22 protein-coding genes are annotated in these 18,253 nt (G+C 70.3%); 13 read left to right on the top strand and 9 right to left on the bottom strand.

From position 1 onward, the window contains the following. Positions 1–13: 13 nt before the first annotated feature. The 4 genes from EDF28_RS09785 to EDF28_RS09770 all read left to right on the top strand — a co-directional run bounded on the left by EDF28_RS09785 (position 14) and on the right by EDF28_RS09770 (position 3,157). Positions 14–457 carry a flagellar hook assembly protein FlgD gene (locus EDF28_RS09785; protein ID WP_123292727.1) on the top strand — a complete coding sequence of 148 codons (444 nt, stop codon included), beginning with the start codon at positions 14–16 and terminating at the stop codon, positions 455–457. A gap of 56 nt (positions 458–513) precedes the next feature. Then, the gene (locus EDF28_RS09780; RefSeq protein WP_123292728.1) at positions 514–1,689 is read left to right on the top strand and encodes a flagellar hook protein FlgE; all 1,176 of its coding nucleotides are present in this window, start codon (positions 514–516) and stop codon (positions 1,687–1,689) included. A 110-nt stretch (positions 1,690–1,799) separates the two neighbouring features. After that, the gene (locus EDF28_RS09775; protein WP_260154814.1) at positions 1,800–2,162 is read left to right on the top strand and encodes a metalloregulator ArsR/SmtB family transcription factor; all 363 of its coding nucleotides are present in this window, start codon (positions 1,800–1,802) and stop codon (positions 2,160–2,162) included. After that, positions 2,159–3,157 carry a cation diffusion facilitator family transporter gene (locus EDF28_RS09770; RefSeq protein WP_123938143.1) on the top strand — a complete coding sequence of 333 codons (999 nt, stop codon included), beginning with the start codon at positions 2,159–2,161 and terminating at the stop codon, positions 3,155–3,157. Before EDF28_RS09775 ends, EDF28_RS09770 begins: the two co-directional genes overlap by 4 nt. Here EDF28_RS09770 and EDF28_RS09765 read toward each other — a convergent pair. Further along, the gene (locus EDF28_RS09765) at positions 3,154–3,618 is read right to left on the bottom strand and encodes a DUF2231 domain-containing protein (RefSeq protein WP_123938142.1); all 465 of its coding nucleotides are present in this window, start codon (positions 3,616–3,618) and stop codon (positions 3,154–3,156) included. The genes EDF28_RS09770 and EDF28_RS09765 overlap by 4 nt on opposite strands. A gap of 124 nt (positions 3,619–3,742) precedes the next feature. Here EDF28_RS09765 and EDF28_RS09760 point away from each other — a divergent pair, with 124 nt between their 5' ends. From EDF28_RS09760 to EDF28_RS09735, 6 genes are all read left to right on the top strand, one after another. Then, positions 3,743–4,462 carry a VIT family protein gene (locus EDF28_RS09760; RefSeq protein WP_123292861.1) on the top strand — a complete coding sequence of 240 codons (720 nt, stop codon included), beginning with the start codon at positions 3,743–3,745 and terminating at the stop codon, positions 4,460–4,462. A gap of 1 nt (position 4,463) precedes the next feature. Beyond that, positions 4,464–5,147 (top strand): response regulator transcription factor, encoded by a 684-nt coding sequence (locus EDF28_RS09755; RefSeq protein WP_123292731.1) that lies wholly within the window; start codon positions 4,464–4,466, stop codon positions 5,145–5,147. Continuing rightward, on the top strand, positions 5,144–6,508 hold the full coding sequence (locus EDF28_RS09750; protein ID WP_123938141.1) for a HAMP domain-containing sensor histidine kinase: 1,365 nt from the start codon (positions 5,144–5,146) through the stop codon (positions 6,506–6,508). Before EDF28_RS09755 ends, EDF28_RS09750 begins: the two co-directional genes overlap by 4 nt. Positions 6,509–6,776: 268 nt before the next feature. Next, a complete protein-coding gene (locus tag EDF28_RS09745) occupies positions 6,777–8,102 on the top strand; it encodes a ferric reductase-like transmembrane domain-containing protein (protein ID WP_221182557.1) in 1,326 nt (441 codons plus the stop codon). Further along, complete coding sequence (locus EDF28_RS09740; RefSeq protein ID WP_123292733.1) at positions 8,099–8,590, top strand: FMN-binding protein; 492 nt, start codon at positions 8,099–8,101, stop codon at positions 8,588–8,590. Before EDF28_RS09745 ends, EDF28_RS09740 begins: the two co-directional genes overlap by 4 nt. Next, positions 8,587–9,312, top strand: a complete 726-nt coding sequence (locus EDF28_RS09735; RefSeq protein WP_123938139.1) for an FAD:protein FMN transferase — start codon at positions 8,587–8,589, stop codon at positions 9,310–9,312. Before EDF28_RS09740 ends, EDF28_RS09735 begins: the two co-directional genes overlap by 4 nt. A gap of 28 nt (positions 9,313–9,340) precedes the next feature. On the opposite strand, the gene EDF28_RS09730 is transcribed toward EDF28_RS09735, so the two are convergent. The 5 genes from EDF28_RS09730 to EDF28_RS09710 form a co-directional block, all read right to left on the bottom strand. Next, the gene (locus tag EDF28_RS09730) at positions 9,341–10,852 is read right to left on the bottom strand and encodes a hypothetical protein (RefSeq protein ID WP_123938138.1); all 1,512 of its coding nucleotides are present in this window, start codon (positions 10,850–10,852) and stop codon (positions 9,341–9,343) included. 29 nt (positions 10,853–10,881) lie between these two features. Further along, complete coding sequence (locus tag EDF28_RS09725) at positions 10,882–11,580, bottom strand: phosphatase PAP2 family protein (RefSeq protein WP_123938137.1); 699 nt, start codon at positions 11,578–11,580, stop codon at positions 10,882–10,884. Positions 11,581–11,825: 245 nt separating this feature from the next. After that, entirely contained in the window at positions 11,826–12,578 is a 753-nt protein-coding gene (locus EDF28_RS09720; RefSeq protein WP_123292737.1) for an ABC transporter permease, read from the bottom strand. A 139-nt stretch (positions 12,579–12,717) separates the two neighbouring features. Next, positions 12,718–13,386 carry a DedA family protein gene (locus tag EDF28_RS09715; protein ID WP_221182556.1) on the bottom strand — a complete coding sequence of 223 codons (669 nt, stop codon included), beginning with the start codon at positions 13,384–13,386 and terminating at the stop codon, positions 12,718–12,720. After that, the gene (locus EDF28_RS09710) at positions 13,383–14,177 is read right to left on the bottom strand and encodes a hypothetical protein (protein WP_123938136.1); all 795 of its coding nucleotides are present in this window, start codon (positions 14,175–14,177) and stop codon (positions 13,383–13,385) included. Before EDF28_RS09710 ends, EDF28_RS09715 begins: the two co-directional genes overlap by 4 nt. A gap of 184 nt (positions 14,178–14,361) precedes the next feature. On the opposite strand from EDF28_RS09710, the gene EDF28_RS09705 reads away from it, so the two are divergent. Further along, positions 14,362–15,462, top strand: a complete 1,101-nt coding sequence (locus EDF28_RS09705) for a sensor histidine kinase KdpD (protein WP_185094202.1) — start codon at positions 14,362–14,364, stop codon at positions 15,460–15,462. A gap of 5 nt (positions 15,463–15,467) precedes the next feature. Continuing rightward, positions 15,468–16,127, top strand: coding sequence for a response regulator transcription factor (locus EDF28_RS09700; protein WP_311394737.1), 660 nt, complete (start codon positions 15,468–15,470; stop codon positions 16,125–16,127). Positions 16,128–16,150: 23 nt separating this feature from the next. On the opposite strand, the gene EDF28_RS09695 is transcribed toward EDF28_RS09700, so the two are convergent. From EDF28_RS09695 to EDF28_RS09685, 3 genes are read right to left on the bottom strand one after another with little or no spacing between them, the layout of a single operon-like run. Then, positions 16,151–16,537: a hypothetical protein gene (locus tag EDF28_RS09695; RefSeq protein WP_123292741.1), complete on the bottom strand. Its 387-nt coding sequence runs from the start codon at positions 16,535–16,537 to the stop codon at positions 16,151–16,153. A 9-nt stretch (positions 16,538–16,546) separates the two neighbouring features. Next, complete coding sequence (locus EDF28_RS09690) at positions 16,547–17,128, bottom strand: hypothetical protein (protein ID WP_123938133.1); 582 nt, start codon at positions 17,126–17,128, stop codon at positions 16,547–16,549. After that, positions 17,125–17,682 carry an RNA polymerase sigma factor gene (locus EDF28_RS09685; RefSeq protein WP_123938132.1) on the bottom strand — a complete coding sequence of 186 codons (558 nt, stop codon included), beginning with the start codon at positions 17,680–17,682 and terminating at the stop codon, positions 17,125–17,127. Before EDF28_RS09685 ends, EDF28_RS09690 begins: the two co-directional genes overlap by 4 nt. Positions 17,683–17,823: 141 nt before the next feature. Here EDF28_RS09685 and EDF28_RS09680 point away from each other — a divergent pair, with 141 nt between their 5' ends. Further along, positions 17,824–18,054 carry a hypothetical protein gene (locus tag EDF28_RS09680; protein ID WP_123938131.1) on the top strand — a complete coding sequence of 77 codons (231 nt, stop codon included), beginning with the start codon at positions 17,824–17,826 and terminating at the stop codon, positions 18,052–18,054. Positions 18,055–18,253 lie beyond the last annotated feature (199 nt).

Here is an 18,253-nt window from a genome sequence, read left to right as displayed (position 1 = left end):
CAGGAACCAGACCATGCCCATCGACGGCATCACCGGCAGCGTGGACCAGGCTGCCCAGGCCGCGGCCCTCGCCGCGAACTCGACCGCGAAGAAGTCCCAGACGATGGACTCCGAGGTGTTCATGAAGCTGCTCGTCACGCAGCTGCAGAACCAGGACCCGTCGTCGCCGATGGACACCAACCAGATGATCAGCCAGCAGACGCAGCTCGCGATGATGGAGCAGATCACCAACCAGACCACGACGGGGAACGAGAACTTCTCGCTCCAGATGCGCATCGCCGCCGCGAACCTCGTCGGCAAGCAGGTCAGCTACACCGATGCTGCGACCGGTACCGCCGTCACCGGGACCGCCTCGGCCGTGTCCTACGCGAACAGCGTGCCCACGGTCACCGTGAACGGGAAGGAGGTCGCTCTCGACGTGATCTCCGGCATCACCACCACCGCTCCGGCTTCCTGACCGTTCTCCTTCCCCTTCTCCTTCCTGCTCTCCCTGCCTCTCCGAAAGGACGCACCATGCTCCGCTCGCTCTACTCCGGGATCTCCGGCCTCCGCTCGCACCAGCAGATGCTCGACGTCACCGGCAACAACATCGCCAACGTCAACACCGTCGGCTTCAAGGCCTCGTCGACGGTCTTCCAGGACACCCTGTCGCAGATGACCCAGGGTGCCGGCGGACCGCAGACCGGTGTCGGCGGCACCAACCCGGCGCAGATCGGCCTCGGCGTCCAGGTCGCCGGCGTCTCCACCAACTTCGCGCAGGGCTCGGCCCAGGCCACCGGCAAGGCCACCGACCTGATGATCTCCGGCGACGGCTTCTTCGTCACCCGCCTCGGCAACGACACCGTCTACACCCGCGCCGGTGCGTTCGACTTCGACGCGGACGGCCGCCTGGTCACCGCCGACGGCAAGATCGTGCAGGGCTACCCGGCCACCAACGGCGTCGTCAACGACAACGGTGGCCTCGCCGACATCACGCTGCCGCTCGACGCGGCGGCACCGGCCGTCCGCACCACCTCGGCCTCGGTCGCCGGCAACCTGCCGTCCGAGACCGCCGTCGGCGACACCATCACCCGCGAGGCCACCGTCTACGACGCCTCGGGCGCCAAGCACACGATGTCCCTCGCCTACACGCGCACCGGCACCGGCTGGGACGTCACCGCGCGCAACGGGCAGGGGACCACCACGAACGGGTCGCTCACGTTCGGCACCGACGGCAAGCTGACCTCCGGCGGCGCCCTGACGGTCGGCGGCATCGCCGTCGACATGGGGGAGCTCACCGGCTTCGCCTCGCTCAACACCGCGTCGATCGGTTCGCAGAACGGCCGCGAGGCCGGCGCCCTGCAGGGCTACGCCATCTCGAAGGACGGCACCGTCACGGGCACGTTCTCGAACGGTGCGTCGCTCGCCCTCGGCCGCATCGCCCTCGCGACGTTCGCGAACCCGGCGGGCCTCGAGAAGACCGGCGCCTCGGGCTACCGTGCCACCGGCAACTCGGGCACCGCGACCGTCGGTGGTCCCGGTTCGGCCGGCGTCGGGTCGCTCGCGGCGGGCACCCTGGAGATGTCGAACGTCGACCTGTCGCAGGAGTTCACGAACCTGATCGTGGCACAGCGCGGGTTCCAGGCGAACGCGCGCATCATCACGACCTCGGACGAGGTGCTGCAGGAGCTGACGAACCTGAAGCGGTAGGCGGGCGGCGCTTCGTGAGCAGGAATGGTCGGGTCCAAGCCGGGCAACCCGACCATTCCTGCTCACGAGTTCGGCTGTCCGTTCGGGATCTGATGACTTAGTATCTGCGTGTGCACGTAGACAAGCAGCCATGCGGGCTCGATCCCGAGTCGGAGTACGTCGAACTGGCGGTCGAGGTCTTCGCGATGCTCGCCGACGCGACCCGGGTGAAGATCATCCTGGCGCTCCGGAACGCCGAGGAGATGTCCGTGAACCACCTGGCCGATGTGGTCGACAAGAGCCCCGCGGCGGTGTCGCAGCACCTCGCGAAGCTCCGGCTCGCGCGGATGGTGTCCACTCGCCGTGAGGGCACGACGGTCTTCTACCGACTCACCGACGAGCACGCGTCGGAGCTGGTGATCGACGCGGTGAAGCAGGCCGAACACGTCGTGGGTGCCGCGCCGCACCACCGCGGGGAGCAGGCCGGCGCGTGACCGACCACGAGCACGACGGGCACCAGCACGACCACGACCACGCGCACCCGCACGGCGGCGTGCGGGGCCTCCTCTACGACCTCGTCGTCCCACACACGCATGACTCCGCCGACTCGATCGACGACGCCATGGAGGCGAGCTCGGCCGGTGTCCGCGCGCTCAAGATCAGTCTCTTCGTGCTCCTCGGCACCACCGTCCTGCAGGCCGTGCTCGTCGCGTTCACCGGCTCGATCGCCCTGCTGGCGGACACCACCCACAACTTCGCGGACGCGCTGACCGCCGTGCCGCTGTGGGTCGCGTTCGTGCTCGGCCGACGCGTGGCTACCCGGCGGCTCACCTACGGGTACGGCCGCGCCGAGGACCTCGCCGGCATGTTCATCGTCTTCGTCGTCGCGCTCTCGGCAGTGGTGGCCGGGTGGCAGGCGATCGATCGCTTCGTGCACCCACGCCCGGTCGAGGCGCCCTGGTTGCTCGTCGCCGCGGGCCTGATCGGCTTCGCCGGCAACGAGGTCGTCGCGATGTACCGGATTCGGGTCGGCCAGCGGATCGGTTCGGCGGCACTCTTGGCCGACGGCGTGCACGCCCGGCTCGACGGCTTCACCTCACTGTCGGTGGTCCTCGGTGCGGTCGGCGTGATGGTCGGCTTCCCGCTCGCCGACCCGGTCATCGGCCTGCTCATCTCGATCTCGATCCTGGTGCTGCTCTGGGGCACGGTGAAGTCGATCGGCGCGCGGCTGATGGACGCCGTCGACCCGGCGCTCGTCGAACGTGCCGAGCACGTCCGCGAGCACACGGACGGCGTCCACAGGGTCCGCGACCTCCGTCTCCGGTGGATCGGGCACCGGCTGACCGGATCGGCAACGGTCGAGGTGATGACGACGGATCTGCAGGACGCCACGGACGTCACCGACCAGGCCGCGGAACACGTCCGGCGGGCGATGGGAAACCTCGACGCCTTCACGGTGACCCCAACGCGCTCCGCAGTGCGTTCCTAGCCCTTCCAGACGGACTCGGCGCCCGCGTGTCCGATGACGACGACCTCGATCATCGAGACGACGCCGACTGCGAGCAGCAGCACCGGGCCGACGATCGCGACTGCCCGCAGCGCGCCACCGCTCGTCACCCGAGCTGTCCCGAACCGGTGCCATCCCCACCACAGCAGCAGGAGCACGAACACCGCGATCGACCAGGGGAGCAGCCCGTCGGCGAGCTCGGTGTGCCGCTCGAGCAGCGCGGTCTCCTGCTCGCGGTGTTCGAGCCATTCACCGGACGAGGTCGCCAGGGGGACCGAGACGAGGGCGACCAGCCCGATGATCGGTGCGCCGACTGCGAGCCACCGTCGCGCTGCGGGCCACACCGCGACCACGATCGCGGTCAGCGCCGCGACGGGGACCGCGACGGAGGTCAGGTGGACGAAGAGGGGGTGGAGCGGGATCCCGCCGAACTGCCAGTCCATGACGGCCTTTCACGTCGTGCGCCGGACGGTGCCGGCGGTGTTCGACCAGACAACAGGATCCCGCGGTCCGCATCGTTCGAAACCTCACACGAACGGGGCGACCCGGACATGGTTCGCTGTGACCATGAGCACCTCCGAGCCGCACGCGGGCGAAGCCCACACGGGCGACCTCGCTGCGCGCCTGAACTGGCTGCGAGCCGGAGTCCTCGGCGCGAACGACGGGATCGTGTCGACGGCGTCGATCGTCGTGGGCGTCGCCGGCGCGTCGTCGTCCGTCCCGGCGATCGCGACCGCGGGGATCGCAGCGCTCGTGGGCGGTGCCGTGTCGATGGCGCTGGGCGAGTACGTGTCGGTGAGCAGTCAGAAGGACAGCCAGCAGTCCCTCATCGAGAAGGAACGCCGCGAACTGGCCGACGACCCGGTCGCCGAGCTCGAGGAGCTCACCCAGCTGTGGCAGGGCCGTGGTCTCCGACGGTCCACGGCCGAACGTGTGGCGTCCGAACTGACCGAGCGGGACGCCCTCGCCGCGCACCTGACCACCGAACTCGGGATCGACGAGGACGAGGTCGTCAGCCCGTGGCACGCCGCGTTCGCGTCGGCGGCCGCGTTCTCGATCGGTGCCGTCCTGCCGCTGCTGGCGATCCTCCTGTCGCCCGAGGCCGTCCGGGTACCCGTGACGTTCGTCGTTGTCCTCGTCGCACTCGCGTTGACCGGGGCCACGGGCGCCCGGATCGGAGGTGGCTCGGTGCGGCGGGCGACCGCACGCGTGGTCGTCGGCGGAGCCCTCGCCCTGGCGGCGACCTTCGTCATCGGATCCCTGCTCGGGACGAGCGGGGTGGTCTGAGATGGCGAACATCCTGGTTGTTGAGGACGACCCCGAGATGGGTGCCCTCGTCGAGCGCGGACTGACCGGCGAGGGGCACACCGTCACGGTCGTGACGGACGGCGTCGCCGCACTCGTCCAGGCGCGGTCGCAGGCGTTCGACGCCGCAGCGATCGACGTCATGCTGCCCGAGATGACCGGCTTCGAGGTCTGTCGACGACTCCGTGAGATGGGGTCGGACTTCCCGGTGATCCTGGTCACCGCACGCGACGCCGTCGACGACCGCGTGTTCGGGCTCGACTCCGGGGCCGACGACTACCTGACCAAGCCGTTCGCGATCGCCGAACTCAACGCGCGGATCCGGGCGCACCTGCGACGTCGTGCCGCCGGTGGCACGACCACCGTGGAAGCCGGCGCGGTGCGGCTCGACACCGTGGCCGTGCGTGCGTCGGTGCGCGGGCGCGACATGCCGTTGAGCGTCAAGGAGTTCTCGCTCCTGCGGTTCCTCATGCAGGGGGCGCCCGACCCGCGCACCAGGACCGAGGTGCTCGAAGAGGTCTGGGGGAGCGCCGAGCACTTCGACCCGACCATCGTCGACCAGTACGTCAGCTACGTTCGCAAGAAGCTCCAGGCCTCGGGCGCCGACGTCGCGATCCGGACGGTGCGCGGTGTGGGGTACGCGCTCGAGGTCGTGCCGTCTCCGTGAGGTTCCTCCGTCGCCTGTCGATCCGCGCTCGGATCACCCTCGGGAGCCTGCTCGTCGGTGCGGTCGTGCTCTCCGGGGTCGCTCTCGTGCTGCACGTGCAGATCGAACGCGCGACGCTCGCGACCGACCGCTCCCTCGCATCCGGTGACGCGGCGCCGTTCGTGTCCGACCTCCGGCACAACCCGGACGAGCCGCCTGACCGTCCAGCAGAAGACGTCCTCGTCGGGATCCGGTCAGCGACCGGAGACTGGGTCGTGGACTCGCTGCCGCGCGACGTCCGCGCCGTGCTGCCCTCGCCGGTCCCGGACGACGACGTCACGCTGCGACTGCACACCGGCCACCGTGTCGTGACCGTCGTCGGCATCCCGGTCACGAACGACGCCGGATCGTTCGTCGTGTGGGCCGCGCACGACGGCCGGGCCGGGCAGGAGACGGTGGCGCGGGTCGACCGGTCCCTGGTCGTCGGAACGTTCCTGGCACTGCTCGCCTTCGCGGCGACGGCCTGGCTGCTGTCGACCATCGCCCTCCGCCCAGTGGGGCGGATGCGCCGGACCGCCGAGCGCCTCAGCGCCGGGAACGGTGGCGGCCACCTGCCAGTCGGCGCCTCCGACGATGAACTCGCGGCCCTCGCCCGGACGCTCAACACGTTCATCGACCGCCAGCGTGAGAACACCGAGCGCGAGCGACGGATGGTCTCCGACGCCAGCCACGAGCTCCGCACGCCGCTCGCTGCCCTCACCGCCCGACTCGAACTGGCACACCGCTCGTCGGGCGACGCCGTCGCGCTCGAGCGCGAGCTGCGCGCCGCCGAGGGCGATGCGGCACGGCTGGTCGCGCTCGCGAACGCCCTCCTGGAACTCAGCAGGCTGGACGAGGCGGAGGGTGTTCCGTCGACGTCGGCCGCTGCGCTCGTCACGGAACTCATGGGATCGATCGACCGCGCCCGCGCCTTGACACACGTCGGGGCGCGCGACATCGACTTCTCCGTCGAACTGACGGCGCCGGACGAGCACTACGGACTCGAGCCCGCGGCGTTCGCGCGGGTCGTCGACAACCTCGTCGCCAACGCGATCGCCGCGGGGGAGGACGGCGGGGTGGTCCGGGTCACGCTCGACCAGTCCGCCGACGGTCGACTCGACCTGTGCGTCGTCGACGACGGCCCCGGCGTCCCGGACGACTTCCTTCCGCAGGCCTTCGACCGCTTCACCCGGGCCGACAGCGCCCGACGTGCCGTCCTCGGCGGGAGCGGCCTGGGGCTCGCCCTCGTCCGCGGCATCGTCGAACGCGCAGGCGGGACGGCGGACCTCTGCAACGCGGCGTCCGGCGGTGCCGTCGCGACGGTCAGCGTCCCCGCGCGCTGACCGGGACCTCGGTCCACGCCGATCACTCGAGGTCTCGAACGAACGGGGCGCTCCGTTCGGGGTCCGTCCACAGGACCGCTCCTGATGCTGTGAGTCACCCGATCGCATCCTGGAGAGGACCGAGACGATGATCGAGACCGCTCGCGCCACACCGAGGACACCCCCGAGCACGACCGAACGCGCGCGCCTGCGGGACGCCGTACCCCCGGCGGAGTCCCTCGACATCGCCGCGCGCCGCCGCCGTCGAGCCGGTCGCCGCCGGAGGGCCATGACGGATCTGCTCGGGATCCTCGCATGGGTCTCCGCCTCGATCGCCGTGACGCTCTGGCTCGCCTCGCCCGGCTCGCACAGGGTCGTGGGGATCGGCGGCTGGCTCACCGACGCCGGGATCGTGGCAGGGCTCGTCGCCACGGACCTCGTCCTCGTGATGCTGGTGCTCGCCGCCCGGGTACCGCTCATCGACCGGACGTTCGGCCACGACAACGCCGTCGCGGTCCACCGTTCGCTCGGCAAGCCGGTGCTGTACCTGCTGCTCGCGCACGGTGCGTTGCTCACACTCGGCTACGGCGCGTCCGCGGGGACCGGTCCGATCGCCGAGACGATCGCGCTCTTCTCGACACCCGACATGCCACTCGCCTTCCTCGGCCTCGTGCTGTTCCTCGTCGTGGTGGTCTCGTCCTTGGTCGCCGTGCGCCGTCGGCTGCCGTACGAGGCATGGCACCTCATCCACCTGCTCAGCTACGCCGCGGTGCTCGTCGCGTTGCCCCACATGCTCAGCGTCGGCAGCGTCCTCGCGCAGGGCACCTGGCAGCGTGTCTACTGGATCGCCCTGTACGTCGTGGCGCTCGGACTCATCGCGCTGTACCGCTTCGCGGTGCCGATCGTGGTGACGTTCCGGCACCGGATCCGTGTGGCCGGCATCGAGACCGTCGCGCCGGGGGTCGTGTCGATCCACCTCGCCGGACGGGACCTCGACCGCCTCGGAGCCCGCGGCGGGCAGTACGGGGTCTGGCGGTTCTGGACCGCGAAGACGTGGTGGCACGCGAACCCGGTGTCGTTCTCGGCGGTCCCCGCCCGCGGTCGTGCACGGATCACCGTCCGCGACCTCGGTGCAGGCTCCGCCCGTCTCGGACGCATCACGCCCGGGGCGTTCGTGTCCCTCGAGGGTCCGTACGGCCTGTTCACCAGCCGGGCCCGGACGGCCCCGTACCTCGCGCTCGTCGCCTCCGGCATCGGGATCACCCCCGTGCGCTCGCTGCTGGAGGACACCGACCTCCGTCCGGGCGAGGCCACCGTGCTGCTGCGCGGGACCGACGCCGACCAGCAGTACCTGTGGCACGAGATCGCGGACCTCGCCGAGGCGACGGGCAACCGGCTGTACACGATGGTCGGCCACCGATCCCGCTCCCGCGAGAGCTGGATGACCGAGGAGGACGTCCGGCGCGGGGTCTCCCTCCGGTCCGTGTTCCCGAACCTGCTGCAGTCGGACCTGTACGTGTGCGGGCCGCGGGCGTGGTCCGACCTCGTGGTCCGCGAAGCGCGGTCGGCAGGGGTGCCGGAACACCAGATCCACCAGGAACGGTTCGAGTCATGAGAGCACGCATCATCGCCGGCGGTGTCGTCTCGTCGATCGCGGTCCTGGCCATCGGGTGGCAGCTCGGCGGCCAGCCCGCGGTCACCGCACCGGCACAGCAGGGCACGACGTCGGGTGTCGGCACGACCGGCACCGGGTCGACGAGCGACAGCGCCGGCAGCGGGACCAACGGCGGCAGCAGCGGCACCGGCACCACTGCTGGGTCGTCCGCCTCCGGCACCTTCGCCGGCGACACGACGCAGACCCGGTACGGCCCGGTGCAGGTGCAGATCACCGTCGCGAACGGGACGATCACCGACGTCACCCCGCTGCAGCTCACGAACAGCGACGGCCGATCGGTGCAGATCAGTCAGCAGGCGGCACCGGTCCTGCGCCAGGAGGGACTGCAGGCGCAGTCCGCACAGATCCAGTCCGTCAGCGGTGCGACCTTCACGAGTCAGGGCTACACGACGTCGCTCCAGTCCGCGATCGACAAGGCCGGGCTGTGAGCGTCCAGACCCTCGAGACCATGGGTACCGTCGTCAGCCTCCGGGGAGCCACCCCGGAGGCCGCCGCCGAGGTGCGCGCCGTCTTCGCCTCCTACGACCACCGGTACAGCCTGTACGACCCGGCGTCGGTGCTGAGCCGCGTCGCCGACGGATCGCTCCGGCTGTCCGACACCCCGGCGTCGGTGCGCGACGTGTACGCGCTCGCGCTCGACTGGCGGGAACGGACCGGTGGTGCGTTCACGCCGCACCGCCCGGACGGCGTCGTCGACCTGTCCGGTGTGGTGAAGGCCCTGGCGATCCGTGACGCCGGAGCAGTCCTCGACGGCATCGCCGACGACTGGATGATCAGCGCCGGAGGGGACGTGCTCGTCCGGGGACACTACCGCGACGACGAATCGTGGAGCGTCGGGGTGGTCGAACCGGCACGCCGCGACACGGTCGTCGGCGTCGTCCACCTCGATGCGCCGCGCCGCGCCGTCGCGACCTCGGGGACCGCCGAGCGCGGCGAGCACATCTGGCGACGAGCGACCCCCACCTTCGTGCAGGCGACCGTCATCGCTGACGACATCGTCACCGCGGACGTGCTGGCAACGGCGGTCGTCGCGGGCGATGCTGACGACCTCCGCGGGCTCACCGGCAACGGGAGCGTCGACGTGCTCGCGTTCGACACGGACGGCATCGCGTGGGCGACACCGGGGGCCGAGTCGGTCGTGTGTCCATGAGCAACCTCGTGGACGCCCTTCGTCGGTGTCATCGCACGTACTGCACGACCCAGGTGCGGGTGCGTTGCCAAGTGCGACTCCGACGGAAGCCGTCGCGGGTGAGTGCCTGCGTCACGATGGTGCGGACATCGGGCTCGACCGCGGTGAGCAACCACACCACCTTCGCGGCACCGACCTCCTCACGGATGTCCCGCAGTGGTCGTTGCGTTCCCCACAGGCCAGCGGACTCGCTCGCCGGAGCAACCAGGAGCGGGTCGCGAAGTCCGGAGAACGCCGCTGGATAGGTATCCGCGATGGTCCTGGAGGTGGCGAGGGGATGGCGTTCGAGGGGCCCGAAGACAACCGCGTCGCGTTCCCCGACGGGCTCCTCGGACCGGTGCGCGACGATGACGGCGGCTGCCTCGTTCCAGGCGGCGTCGTCCTTCGCTGCGACCGTGCGCTGCTGCGCCCACGTCGGTGCGGTGAGCGCCGCGGCGACGACGAGGACGGTGGCTACGGCGCGTCGTGACCACCGAGTCGGTACGGCGGTCACGGCGGCACCCAGGCACAGCGCCACCGCCGGGGCGGTGAACGCGGCGTACCGCGGGGAGTACAGCGGGTTCGTCACCAACGACGCGGCGATCAGGCCGATCGTGGGAACGAGCGCCCACGGCAGCGCCACCACGAGGAGCCGCCGGCGAGTGTCGTTCCGGTGCATCAGGACGACCCCGACGACAGCAAGGGTGCACCCGAAGACCGCGAAGCCCGGGTTCTTGGTGAACCACTGCGTCAGCAGCACCTCTTGGATCGTGTGCGCACTGATGGGATCGATCCAGGCGATCTGACGATCCTGGCCAGCGGATGCCGAGGCGAGCGGCAGCAGCGCACACGCCGACAGGGCAGTTGCGGCACCCCAGCGCAGGAGCACCTTCCGCCTGTCTCGATCACGGCCAGAACGCCGCAACAGCGGCAGCGCCGCGGTCACGCCGTGACCGACCGTCATCAGTGCCAAGTAGAGGAACACCGCGCCGCTGAGGATCGAGATCGCCGCGTACGACACCCACCACGGCCACGACCGGGCTCCCTGTCGGGTGCGATCACGGGCGGCGACGAAGAGGATCGTCGTCCCGACTGCGAGGGCGGTGTCGATGGCGAACGACCGCCCTTCCGACCCCATCCACGTCACCCGTGGGAAGAGCGCGAAGAGGACCCCGGCGACGAGACCGGTCCTCGGGCTGGCGAGTGTGCGTCCGAGGACCACGAGCAGTGCCGCGGCGACACCGATCGCGATCGAGGAGGGGAGACGCAGGGTGAACGGCGTGTACCCGACGAGCGCGAACCAGCAGTGCATCACGGCGTAGTACGTCGCGTGGACGACGTCGACCTGTTGCACCTCGCGTGCCAGCGCCGCCCAGGGGCGGGTGGCGGACACGACCGTCGCGGCCTCGTCGTACCAGATGGACGGCACCCAGCTGAACGCCGCCGCCACGGACGTGGTTCCGACACCGACCAGTGCGGGGACCACCCACAGCCGTACCGGTTGGGCGCGTGTGCTGCGCACCGGTACGACACTCGGCGACGCGACGGCGGTCATCGGTCTCGCGCCTTCCCCACGAGTGATCGAGGCCGGAGACCGGCAACAGCGGTGGGGCCGCGACGAGTGGGCGTCTGACTTGCTCTCGTCCAGGTCAGCGCGATGTGACGCACGACGACCCAGACTGCGGACGTCCACACGATCGCGGCCAGGACGTCCGTCGGGTAGTGCACGCCGAGTGCGAGTCGGGAGGTCGCGACCACGATCACGACGACGGTCCCGATAGAGGCGACCTGCGCTCGAGCCTTGCCGTGCGTCACGGCGACGAGTCCGAGCACCAGGGCAGTGACCAGCGCGACGTGCCCGGACGGGTACGACCAGCTCTCCACCGCGTGGTGCACGCCGGAGAGCACCGGGCGTGACCGGTGCACCAGCAGCTTGACCGGCTCGACCGACACCCACGACACCCCGGCGATCCCCACGAACTGCATCGCGGCGACCCGATCGGACCGCCACCAGACGACCGCTCCGATGGCCACGAGGATCGCAAGACCGCCGGCGGGCTCGAGGAGCACGCCGATCCCGGACGCGATGAGCAGCGCGGTCGGCGTCAGGCGTTCATGCAGCAGCTGGTCGAAGCCGGTCTCGGTCGCTCCGACACCCGGAACGGCTGTCAACGTGATTCCGATGAGCACCACGATCACCGCTGCTGTGAACGCCGATCCGAGTTGCCACAGTGCGCGTTCACCTCGCATCGGACGACCGCCCTCGATCCGCCTCGGTCGCCACGGTCGCCACGGTCGCCACGGCGAGCAACGCGGCAGCTACCGCCGTCGCCACGGTCAGCGCAGAGACAGCGCCGGCACCTCCGAGCACTCCAACAGTCATGTCCACGACCTCCGAACAGCACCGTTCCGCCGCCGCTCCAAGGAACCACCCAGATGCACCAGACGAGCGAGCACCCCGGACGGTCCGGCACGATCGTCGTCGGGACGAGTCGTCAGCGGATCGGGACCACGTGCGGCCGGGTCCGCACCGGGCCGATCCAGCGGGTCACGAGGACGGCGGTGATGCTTCCCGTCGCCATGATCGCCGCGAGGACGACGATCTGGAAGCGCCCGGCTTCGAGGGGGGAGACGCCACCGAACACGGCGCCCACGAACGCGCCAGGGAGGGTGACGAGTCCGGTCGTCTTCGTCTGGTCGACTGTCGGTATCAGAGCGGCGCTCACAGCGCGTCGAACCAGGTCCGCGGTGGCGCGGCGCGGTGTCGCTCCGAGCGCGAGCCACCCCTCGACCTCGTCCCAGCGATCGTCGACGAGCTCGCGGAATCGACGGCCGGCGATGGTCGCGATGGACATCGCGTTCCCGATGACGATGCCGCCGATCGCGAGGGCGTAGCGGGGTGAGAGCGTGATCGCTCCGCTCCCGAAGACGACGACCGCGCTGACCAGGATGCCGGTCGCCATTGCTCCGGCGACCGGCAGCACCATCGTCGGGAGGTCCCCGAGCCGTCGAGCCGACGTGCAGGACGCGACGACGAACATCACTCCGAGCGCGAGGCCGATCAGCAGGGGCGATCTGATGACTCCGGTGAGCACGAGGCTGATGGCGGCGAGCTGCAGGGCGCCGCGGACGATCGCCACTGCCGGAGCCCACGGCGCCGACGCGCGAGCAGCAAGCAGGACGACCGTCGCGACCGCGACGAGAGCGAGCACACCGAGCAGGGTGCGCACCAGGGCGTCCGCGGTCATGCCTGCTGCTCAGTCATCAGGTGCACTGTACGGCCGGCACGGTGTCATCCGTCGAAGGCCGTGCGCCGCCCGCCACGCTGACGGTCACCGGTGGACCGATCCGTGATCTGGTTCGGCACCGTTCGGGTGCTGGTCGCGCTCAGCGGTCGCTCGCGATGGGCTGTTCGTCCTGGTCGTCCTGGTCCGTTCGGCTGCTCAGCCGCTTGCGGACCACTCCGATCAGGATCGGCAGGATCGAGACGATGACGATGACGATCATCAGGACGTCGATGTTGTGCGCGACGAGCGGGATCCCGCCGAGCAGCACCCCGACTGCCGTGAGTCCGCACGCCCAGCCCACCGCACCGACGACGTTCCACAGGAAGAACCTCCGGTAGCGCATGTCGGCTGTCCCCGCCGCGAGCGGGACGTAGGTCCGGACCACCGGCACGAACCGGCTTAGGACCAGGGACAGGCCGCCCCACCTGGCGAAGAACGCTTCGGCCTCGTCCAGCCGAGCGGTCGTGAGCACCCGTGCGCCGTCACGGAAGAGTCGGCGGCCGAAGCGTCGACCGATCCAGTAACCGGCCTGGTCCCCGGCGACGGCGGCGAAGGACGCGACGACCGCGACCTGCCATGGTGCGACGCCCAGCGCGGCGCTGGTGATCGCGGCAGTGACCAGGAGCGAGTCACCCGGGAGGAACGGGAACAGCACCCCGGACTCGATGAAGACCAGGACCGCGATCCCGGCGAGGACAGCAGGGCCGAAGGCGTGCAGCACGGATCCGGCGTCGAACAGGTGGACAGCGAGGGGGAACCGGTCGATCACGACGAGAGCTGCTCACGGGTGCCGGCCCCGACGCGATCACGACGGCCGATTGAGACCCATGCGATGAGCGCTGCGATGACCGCGAGGAAGACGATGCTGGTGGTGATGGTCCCGATGCCGAGTCCGCCGTCGTGTGTCGGCTGGGAGAGCAGGTCCCCGGTCGACGCACCGAGCGGGCGGGTGAGGATGTACGCGATCCAGAAGCAGGTGACGGCACCGCGACGGCCGATGAACCAGACGGCAGTGACCGCCACGATCGCTGCCGCGAACAGCAGCAGCGACGGCAGGTAGTCGAGGCCGGTCTGCTCGGCGATGAGGTCACCGGCTGCGGTGCCGAGAGCGAAGGTGAACAGGATCGCCAGCCAGTAGAACGCTTCCCGCCTGGTGGTGTCGATCTCGTGGATCGAGAGCGTGCGCTCACTCCGGTACCAGACGATGAACACCACCGCGAGAGCCGCCGCGAACACTGTCGTGCTCACCCCCAGCGGGACGCCGAGCCCGTCGGTGAGGTTGTCCGTGATGCAGGTCCCGACGATGCTGATCAGCACGACGGTGACCCAGTACGTGACCGGCTGGTAGGCGCGGGTGCGGAACTGCAACACCAGGAACACGACCAGGACCGCGGCCATCACGGCCGTCGTCAGCGGGAGACCGAACCCGAGGGTGTCGCTGAGCAGATCGGCTGCGGTCTCACCGACGGTTGTGGCGAGGACCTTGATGATCCAGAACGACGGGGTGGGGTCTGGCACCTTGTTGCGCTTCGGGCGGGGCCGAGCGGTCAGCTGGGTCATGGCGTGCTCCTCGTCGTGACCGGGCCTCGTGCCCGGGTCGGTGCGTCGACGGTACGAACGTGCCTGCAAGACTCCACCAAGAAACCCGCGTGTCCGGATTCGACCGCATCCTTGGTGTTTCCTTGCCCTGGGTGAGGGAGCCTCGGAGCACCCCGGACGGCGGTGTCAGGAACGGAGGAACCGATTGATCGACACAGCATGGAATCGACTCGTCGACGCCACTGCGCGGTGGTCCCTCCGTGGCGCTCCGGACCGGGATGCGGATCGCCTCGTCTCTCGACGGTCGGTCATCGGCATCTCCATCCGCGTCGCGGGGGTGTCTGCGGCGTTGGTGATCGGGATCATCGCCCTGGTCGTCGCGTACGTCGCTTGGCAGCTCACCCCAGGCCAGCAGCGGGAGCAGCCCGGTCCCTTCGACGTGCACATCACCCTGGACACGCTCGACCTGACGGTCGCGATCATCGGGGTCGGCGGGCTCGCGATCCTCTTCGCGGGAGTCGCCTCCTGGTTGATCGCGCGACGCGCGGTCCGGCCGCTGACGGAGGCGCTGCATGTGCAGCGGACCTTCGTCGCGGATGCCAGTCATGAACTCCGCACACCGCTCGCCGTCCTGCATGCCCGCGTCCAGCGGCTCCGCATGCAGACCCCCGACGACGACCCGCGCCGCCGGATCGTCGATGATCTCACCAGCGACACGCGGATCCTCATCGACATCGTCGACGACCTCCTCGAAGCTGCTGCAGGTACCCGATCCGAGCCGGGTGTCGCCGGCCTGCAGGAGGGACTGGCAAGGCTTCGACGTGACATGAGCGTGCTCGCCGATGATCGGCACGTGCGTCTCCACGTCGTTGACCACAGCGCCAGCGTGGGCATGACGCCGACACAGCTGCACCGCTGTCTCGTCGCACTCACGGACAACGCCATCGGCCACACCCCACCGGGCGGCACCGTCACCGTGACCACCACGCCGGAACACGACCGGGTGTGCGTCCGCGTGCAGGACGACGGCTCCGGCATCTCCGGGATCGAACCGACGCGGGTGTTCGACCGGTTCGCACACGGAACCGGCCGCGGCCACGGTCAAGGCCACGGCCACAGCGCGGACGGAACCCGCACGGGGAACGGCATCGGGCTCGCCCTGGTGCGTGAGATCGTGGTCCGCGCCGGCGGTGACGTCACCGTCGAGTCCACCGGTGATTACGGCACCGTCCTCGCGCTCCGCATCCCGACAGTGCACGCGGCGACGTCCGCGCCGACCATCACTCGTCGCGCCGAGGGAAGATGAACACCATGGGACAACGCCTGCTCCTCGTCGAGGACGACCCCAGGCTCGGACCGCTCGTCGCCGAGGTGCTCAGCGAGGGCTGGGATGTCGTCCTCGCGTCCGACGGTGAGCAGGCACTCGTCACAGCAGTGGAACGGTACTTCGACGTCATGGTCGTCGATCGGCGGCTTCCCGGGATGGACGGCACCGAGTTCATCAGCGCGATCCGGAGCCAGCGGATCAGCACCCCGGTGCTCATGCTCACAGCACTCGGCGAGCTCCGCGACCGCGTCTCCGGTCTCGACGCCGGAGCGAACGACTACCTCGTGAAGCCGTTCGAGTTCGACGAACTCGCCGCCAGACTCCGGGCGCTCACCCGCGACTACACCGGCACCGGAACGGGCGTGGAGATCGGAGGCTGGACCTTCTACCCCGATGACCACAGCATCCACTCGCCGTACACCGGTCGGGTCCTCCTCACCGAGAAGGAGAGCTCCCTGCTCCGGGTCCTCGCTGCGGAACCCGCCCGCGCGTTCTCGCGGCGACACCTGCTCTCCGCGGTGTTCGAACACGGCGAGCAGGAGAACACCGTCGACACGTACGTGCACTACATCCGGCGGAAGACCGACCGCGACCTCATCACCACCATCCGCGGCACCGGCTACCAGCTCGGCACGCCAGCCTGACCCCGCTCGGAGCGCGCCCGAGATCAGCCGGTCGACGCGTGCTCGCCCGCACCGGTGCCGGAGGGCGCGTCGGCGGCCAGGCCGATGCCCTCGACGAGCCGGATCGTCACCTCGACGACGTCAGCGGGTGCGCCCGTGCGCTCGTCGACCAGGTCGCGGATGCGTTCGCCGACCTCACGGATCGTGTCGGTCGCCGGCCGGGTGTCGTCGACGGCGATGCCCGCCCCGACCCGGAGGGCCGCGCCGTCGCGCTGCACGTCCACGAGGACGTCGGGTTCCTGCAGCGAGAGGGTCGACGCGACGGCCTCGGCGGCGGCGTGCACGATCGGTCTCCTCGGGTAGACGCCGGTGACTCCCGGAACGGTGCGGATCCGGTCGGTGAGGACTCGGGACAGGGCTTCGTCGCTCACGTCGTGCTCCTAGGGCAGGGAGACGTCGTCGAACACGACGTCGATGGACGCAACGGTCAGGGCAGTGTGGCGGTCGAGAGCCGTGGCGATCCGCGACCGCAGGAGGTCCGCGGTCTCCGCCGCAGGTGCCCCGTACACCAACCCGGCGGTCACCCGCACGTGGACCGGGGCTCCGAGGTCGCCGAGTTCCCCGTCGAGAGCGCAACTCCCCATCACGACCCCGCCTATCGTGTCACCGGTCCGACGAACCAATCCCCGGACGGCGGCCTCGGTCATGGTGAGGCGCAGTCGTGGGTCGGGATGGGGGACCGGCACGTCGCGGCCGGGTCGGACCTCGGAGCGGATCGTCGCCAGCAGACGGTCGACCCAGTCGGTCTCGCGGTCCGGCTCGGCGTCGGCCCGGTGTTGCAGGGCGCCGAGCGACAGCTCGCGCAGGCGCTCCATGTTCGACAAGGCGAGGCGGCACGAGGCGGAGCGCTCGATGGACGGGTCACGGGGCGAACGGCCCCGGTCGAGGTACTCGGCGAGTTCCTCCATCGTGTGGCCGTCGAGGTCGTCCTCGGGCACGGGGACGTCGTCGAGGTCGCTCATCGCCATGCCTCCATCTCCGCGGTCAGGAACCGACGAGCCCGAGCGAGCAGCCCGCGCACCGTCGACACCGGTAGTTCGAGTTCGTCGGCGATCTGCTGGTAGCTGTAGCCGGCGGTCTCGCGGAGCAGCCAGCACCGTCGCTGGTCTGCGGGGAGCCGGTCCAGCGCGGCCCACATCGCATCGAGCTGCATCCGCGTCTCGACGATACGCTCCGGCTGCCGGGCGGCGTCCGCCCGGTGCTGCGCCGTCTCGACGTCGTCGTGGTGACGGCGCCGACGCAGACGGTCGAGCGCCTTGCGGGTGACGATCTGCATCACCCACGGGCGGAACCGCGCGGGGTCGTTCAGGTCCGAGAGTCGTCGCCAACCGGTCAGGAACGATTCCTGCACCACGTCGTCCGACTCCACGTTGGAGCCGAGCATCTGCTCCGCGTACACCCGCATCAGCGGACCGTGGCGACGGGCGAGCACTTCGAACGCGTGCACGTCACCGTCGGCGGCGCGGACCACGAGGGTGGCGTCCACCGCGCGCACGAGGGGATCGTCGTGGTCCATCCCCGCCTTCCGGTCGTCGTCCAGGGCGGCCGTCCGACCGTCGTGCGTCCACGATGCACCGGGCGGCCGCGAAACGCCCGGGCGGACCGGAGCCCGACCGATCCGTGACGAATCCGGTGGTCGTGTCGTCCACACCGCGGAATGACCGACGACAACCACACCACCCACCCGTCCGACGCGACCGATCCGGTCGGAGGCGCAGCGCTGACCGGCGCCGCGCCCGATCGGCAGTCCCGCGACCTGTGCATCAGCGTCTTCGACCGCTGGCGGTGCGGTCTCGCCGAGGGGCACGCGGGACACCACGAATCCGTCGCCGGTGCGGTTGCACGGTGGAGCGACCGGCTCGCCGGGCGCCGCCTCAAGGACCTGTAGGCACTCGTCCTGCTCCCGTCGCCGCGCACGCGTGGTCACGGCCTGAGTCGCTTCGGCGCGGGAACGGGACAGCACGCGTCCCGCCGCGGCCGCTTTGCGCGCCGGACGCCGTCGCGATGCGCGTCGGGGGACAAGGACCGGGCCCTCCAGCCGTCTTTCTGGGACTTCGCTGGAAGGAGTCGGGCCCGCGTGACTTCCG

Origin of the sequence: Curtobacterium sp. PhB137 (assembly GCF_003814955.1) — a bacterium.
Classification (GTDB): domain Bacteria; phylum Actinomycetota; class Actinomycetes; order Actinomycetales; family Microbacteriaceae; genus Curtobacterium.
The sequence above is the reverse complement of the archived record's forward strand: the minus strand, read 5'-3'. Positions and strand labels throughout refer to the sequence as shown.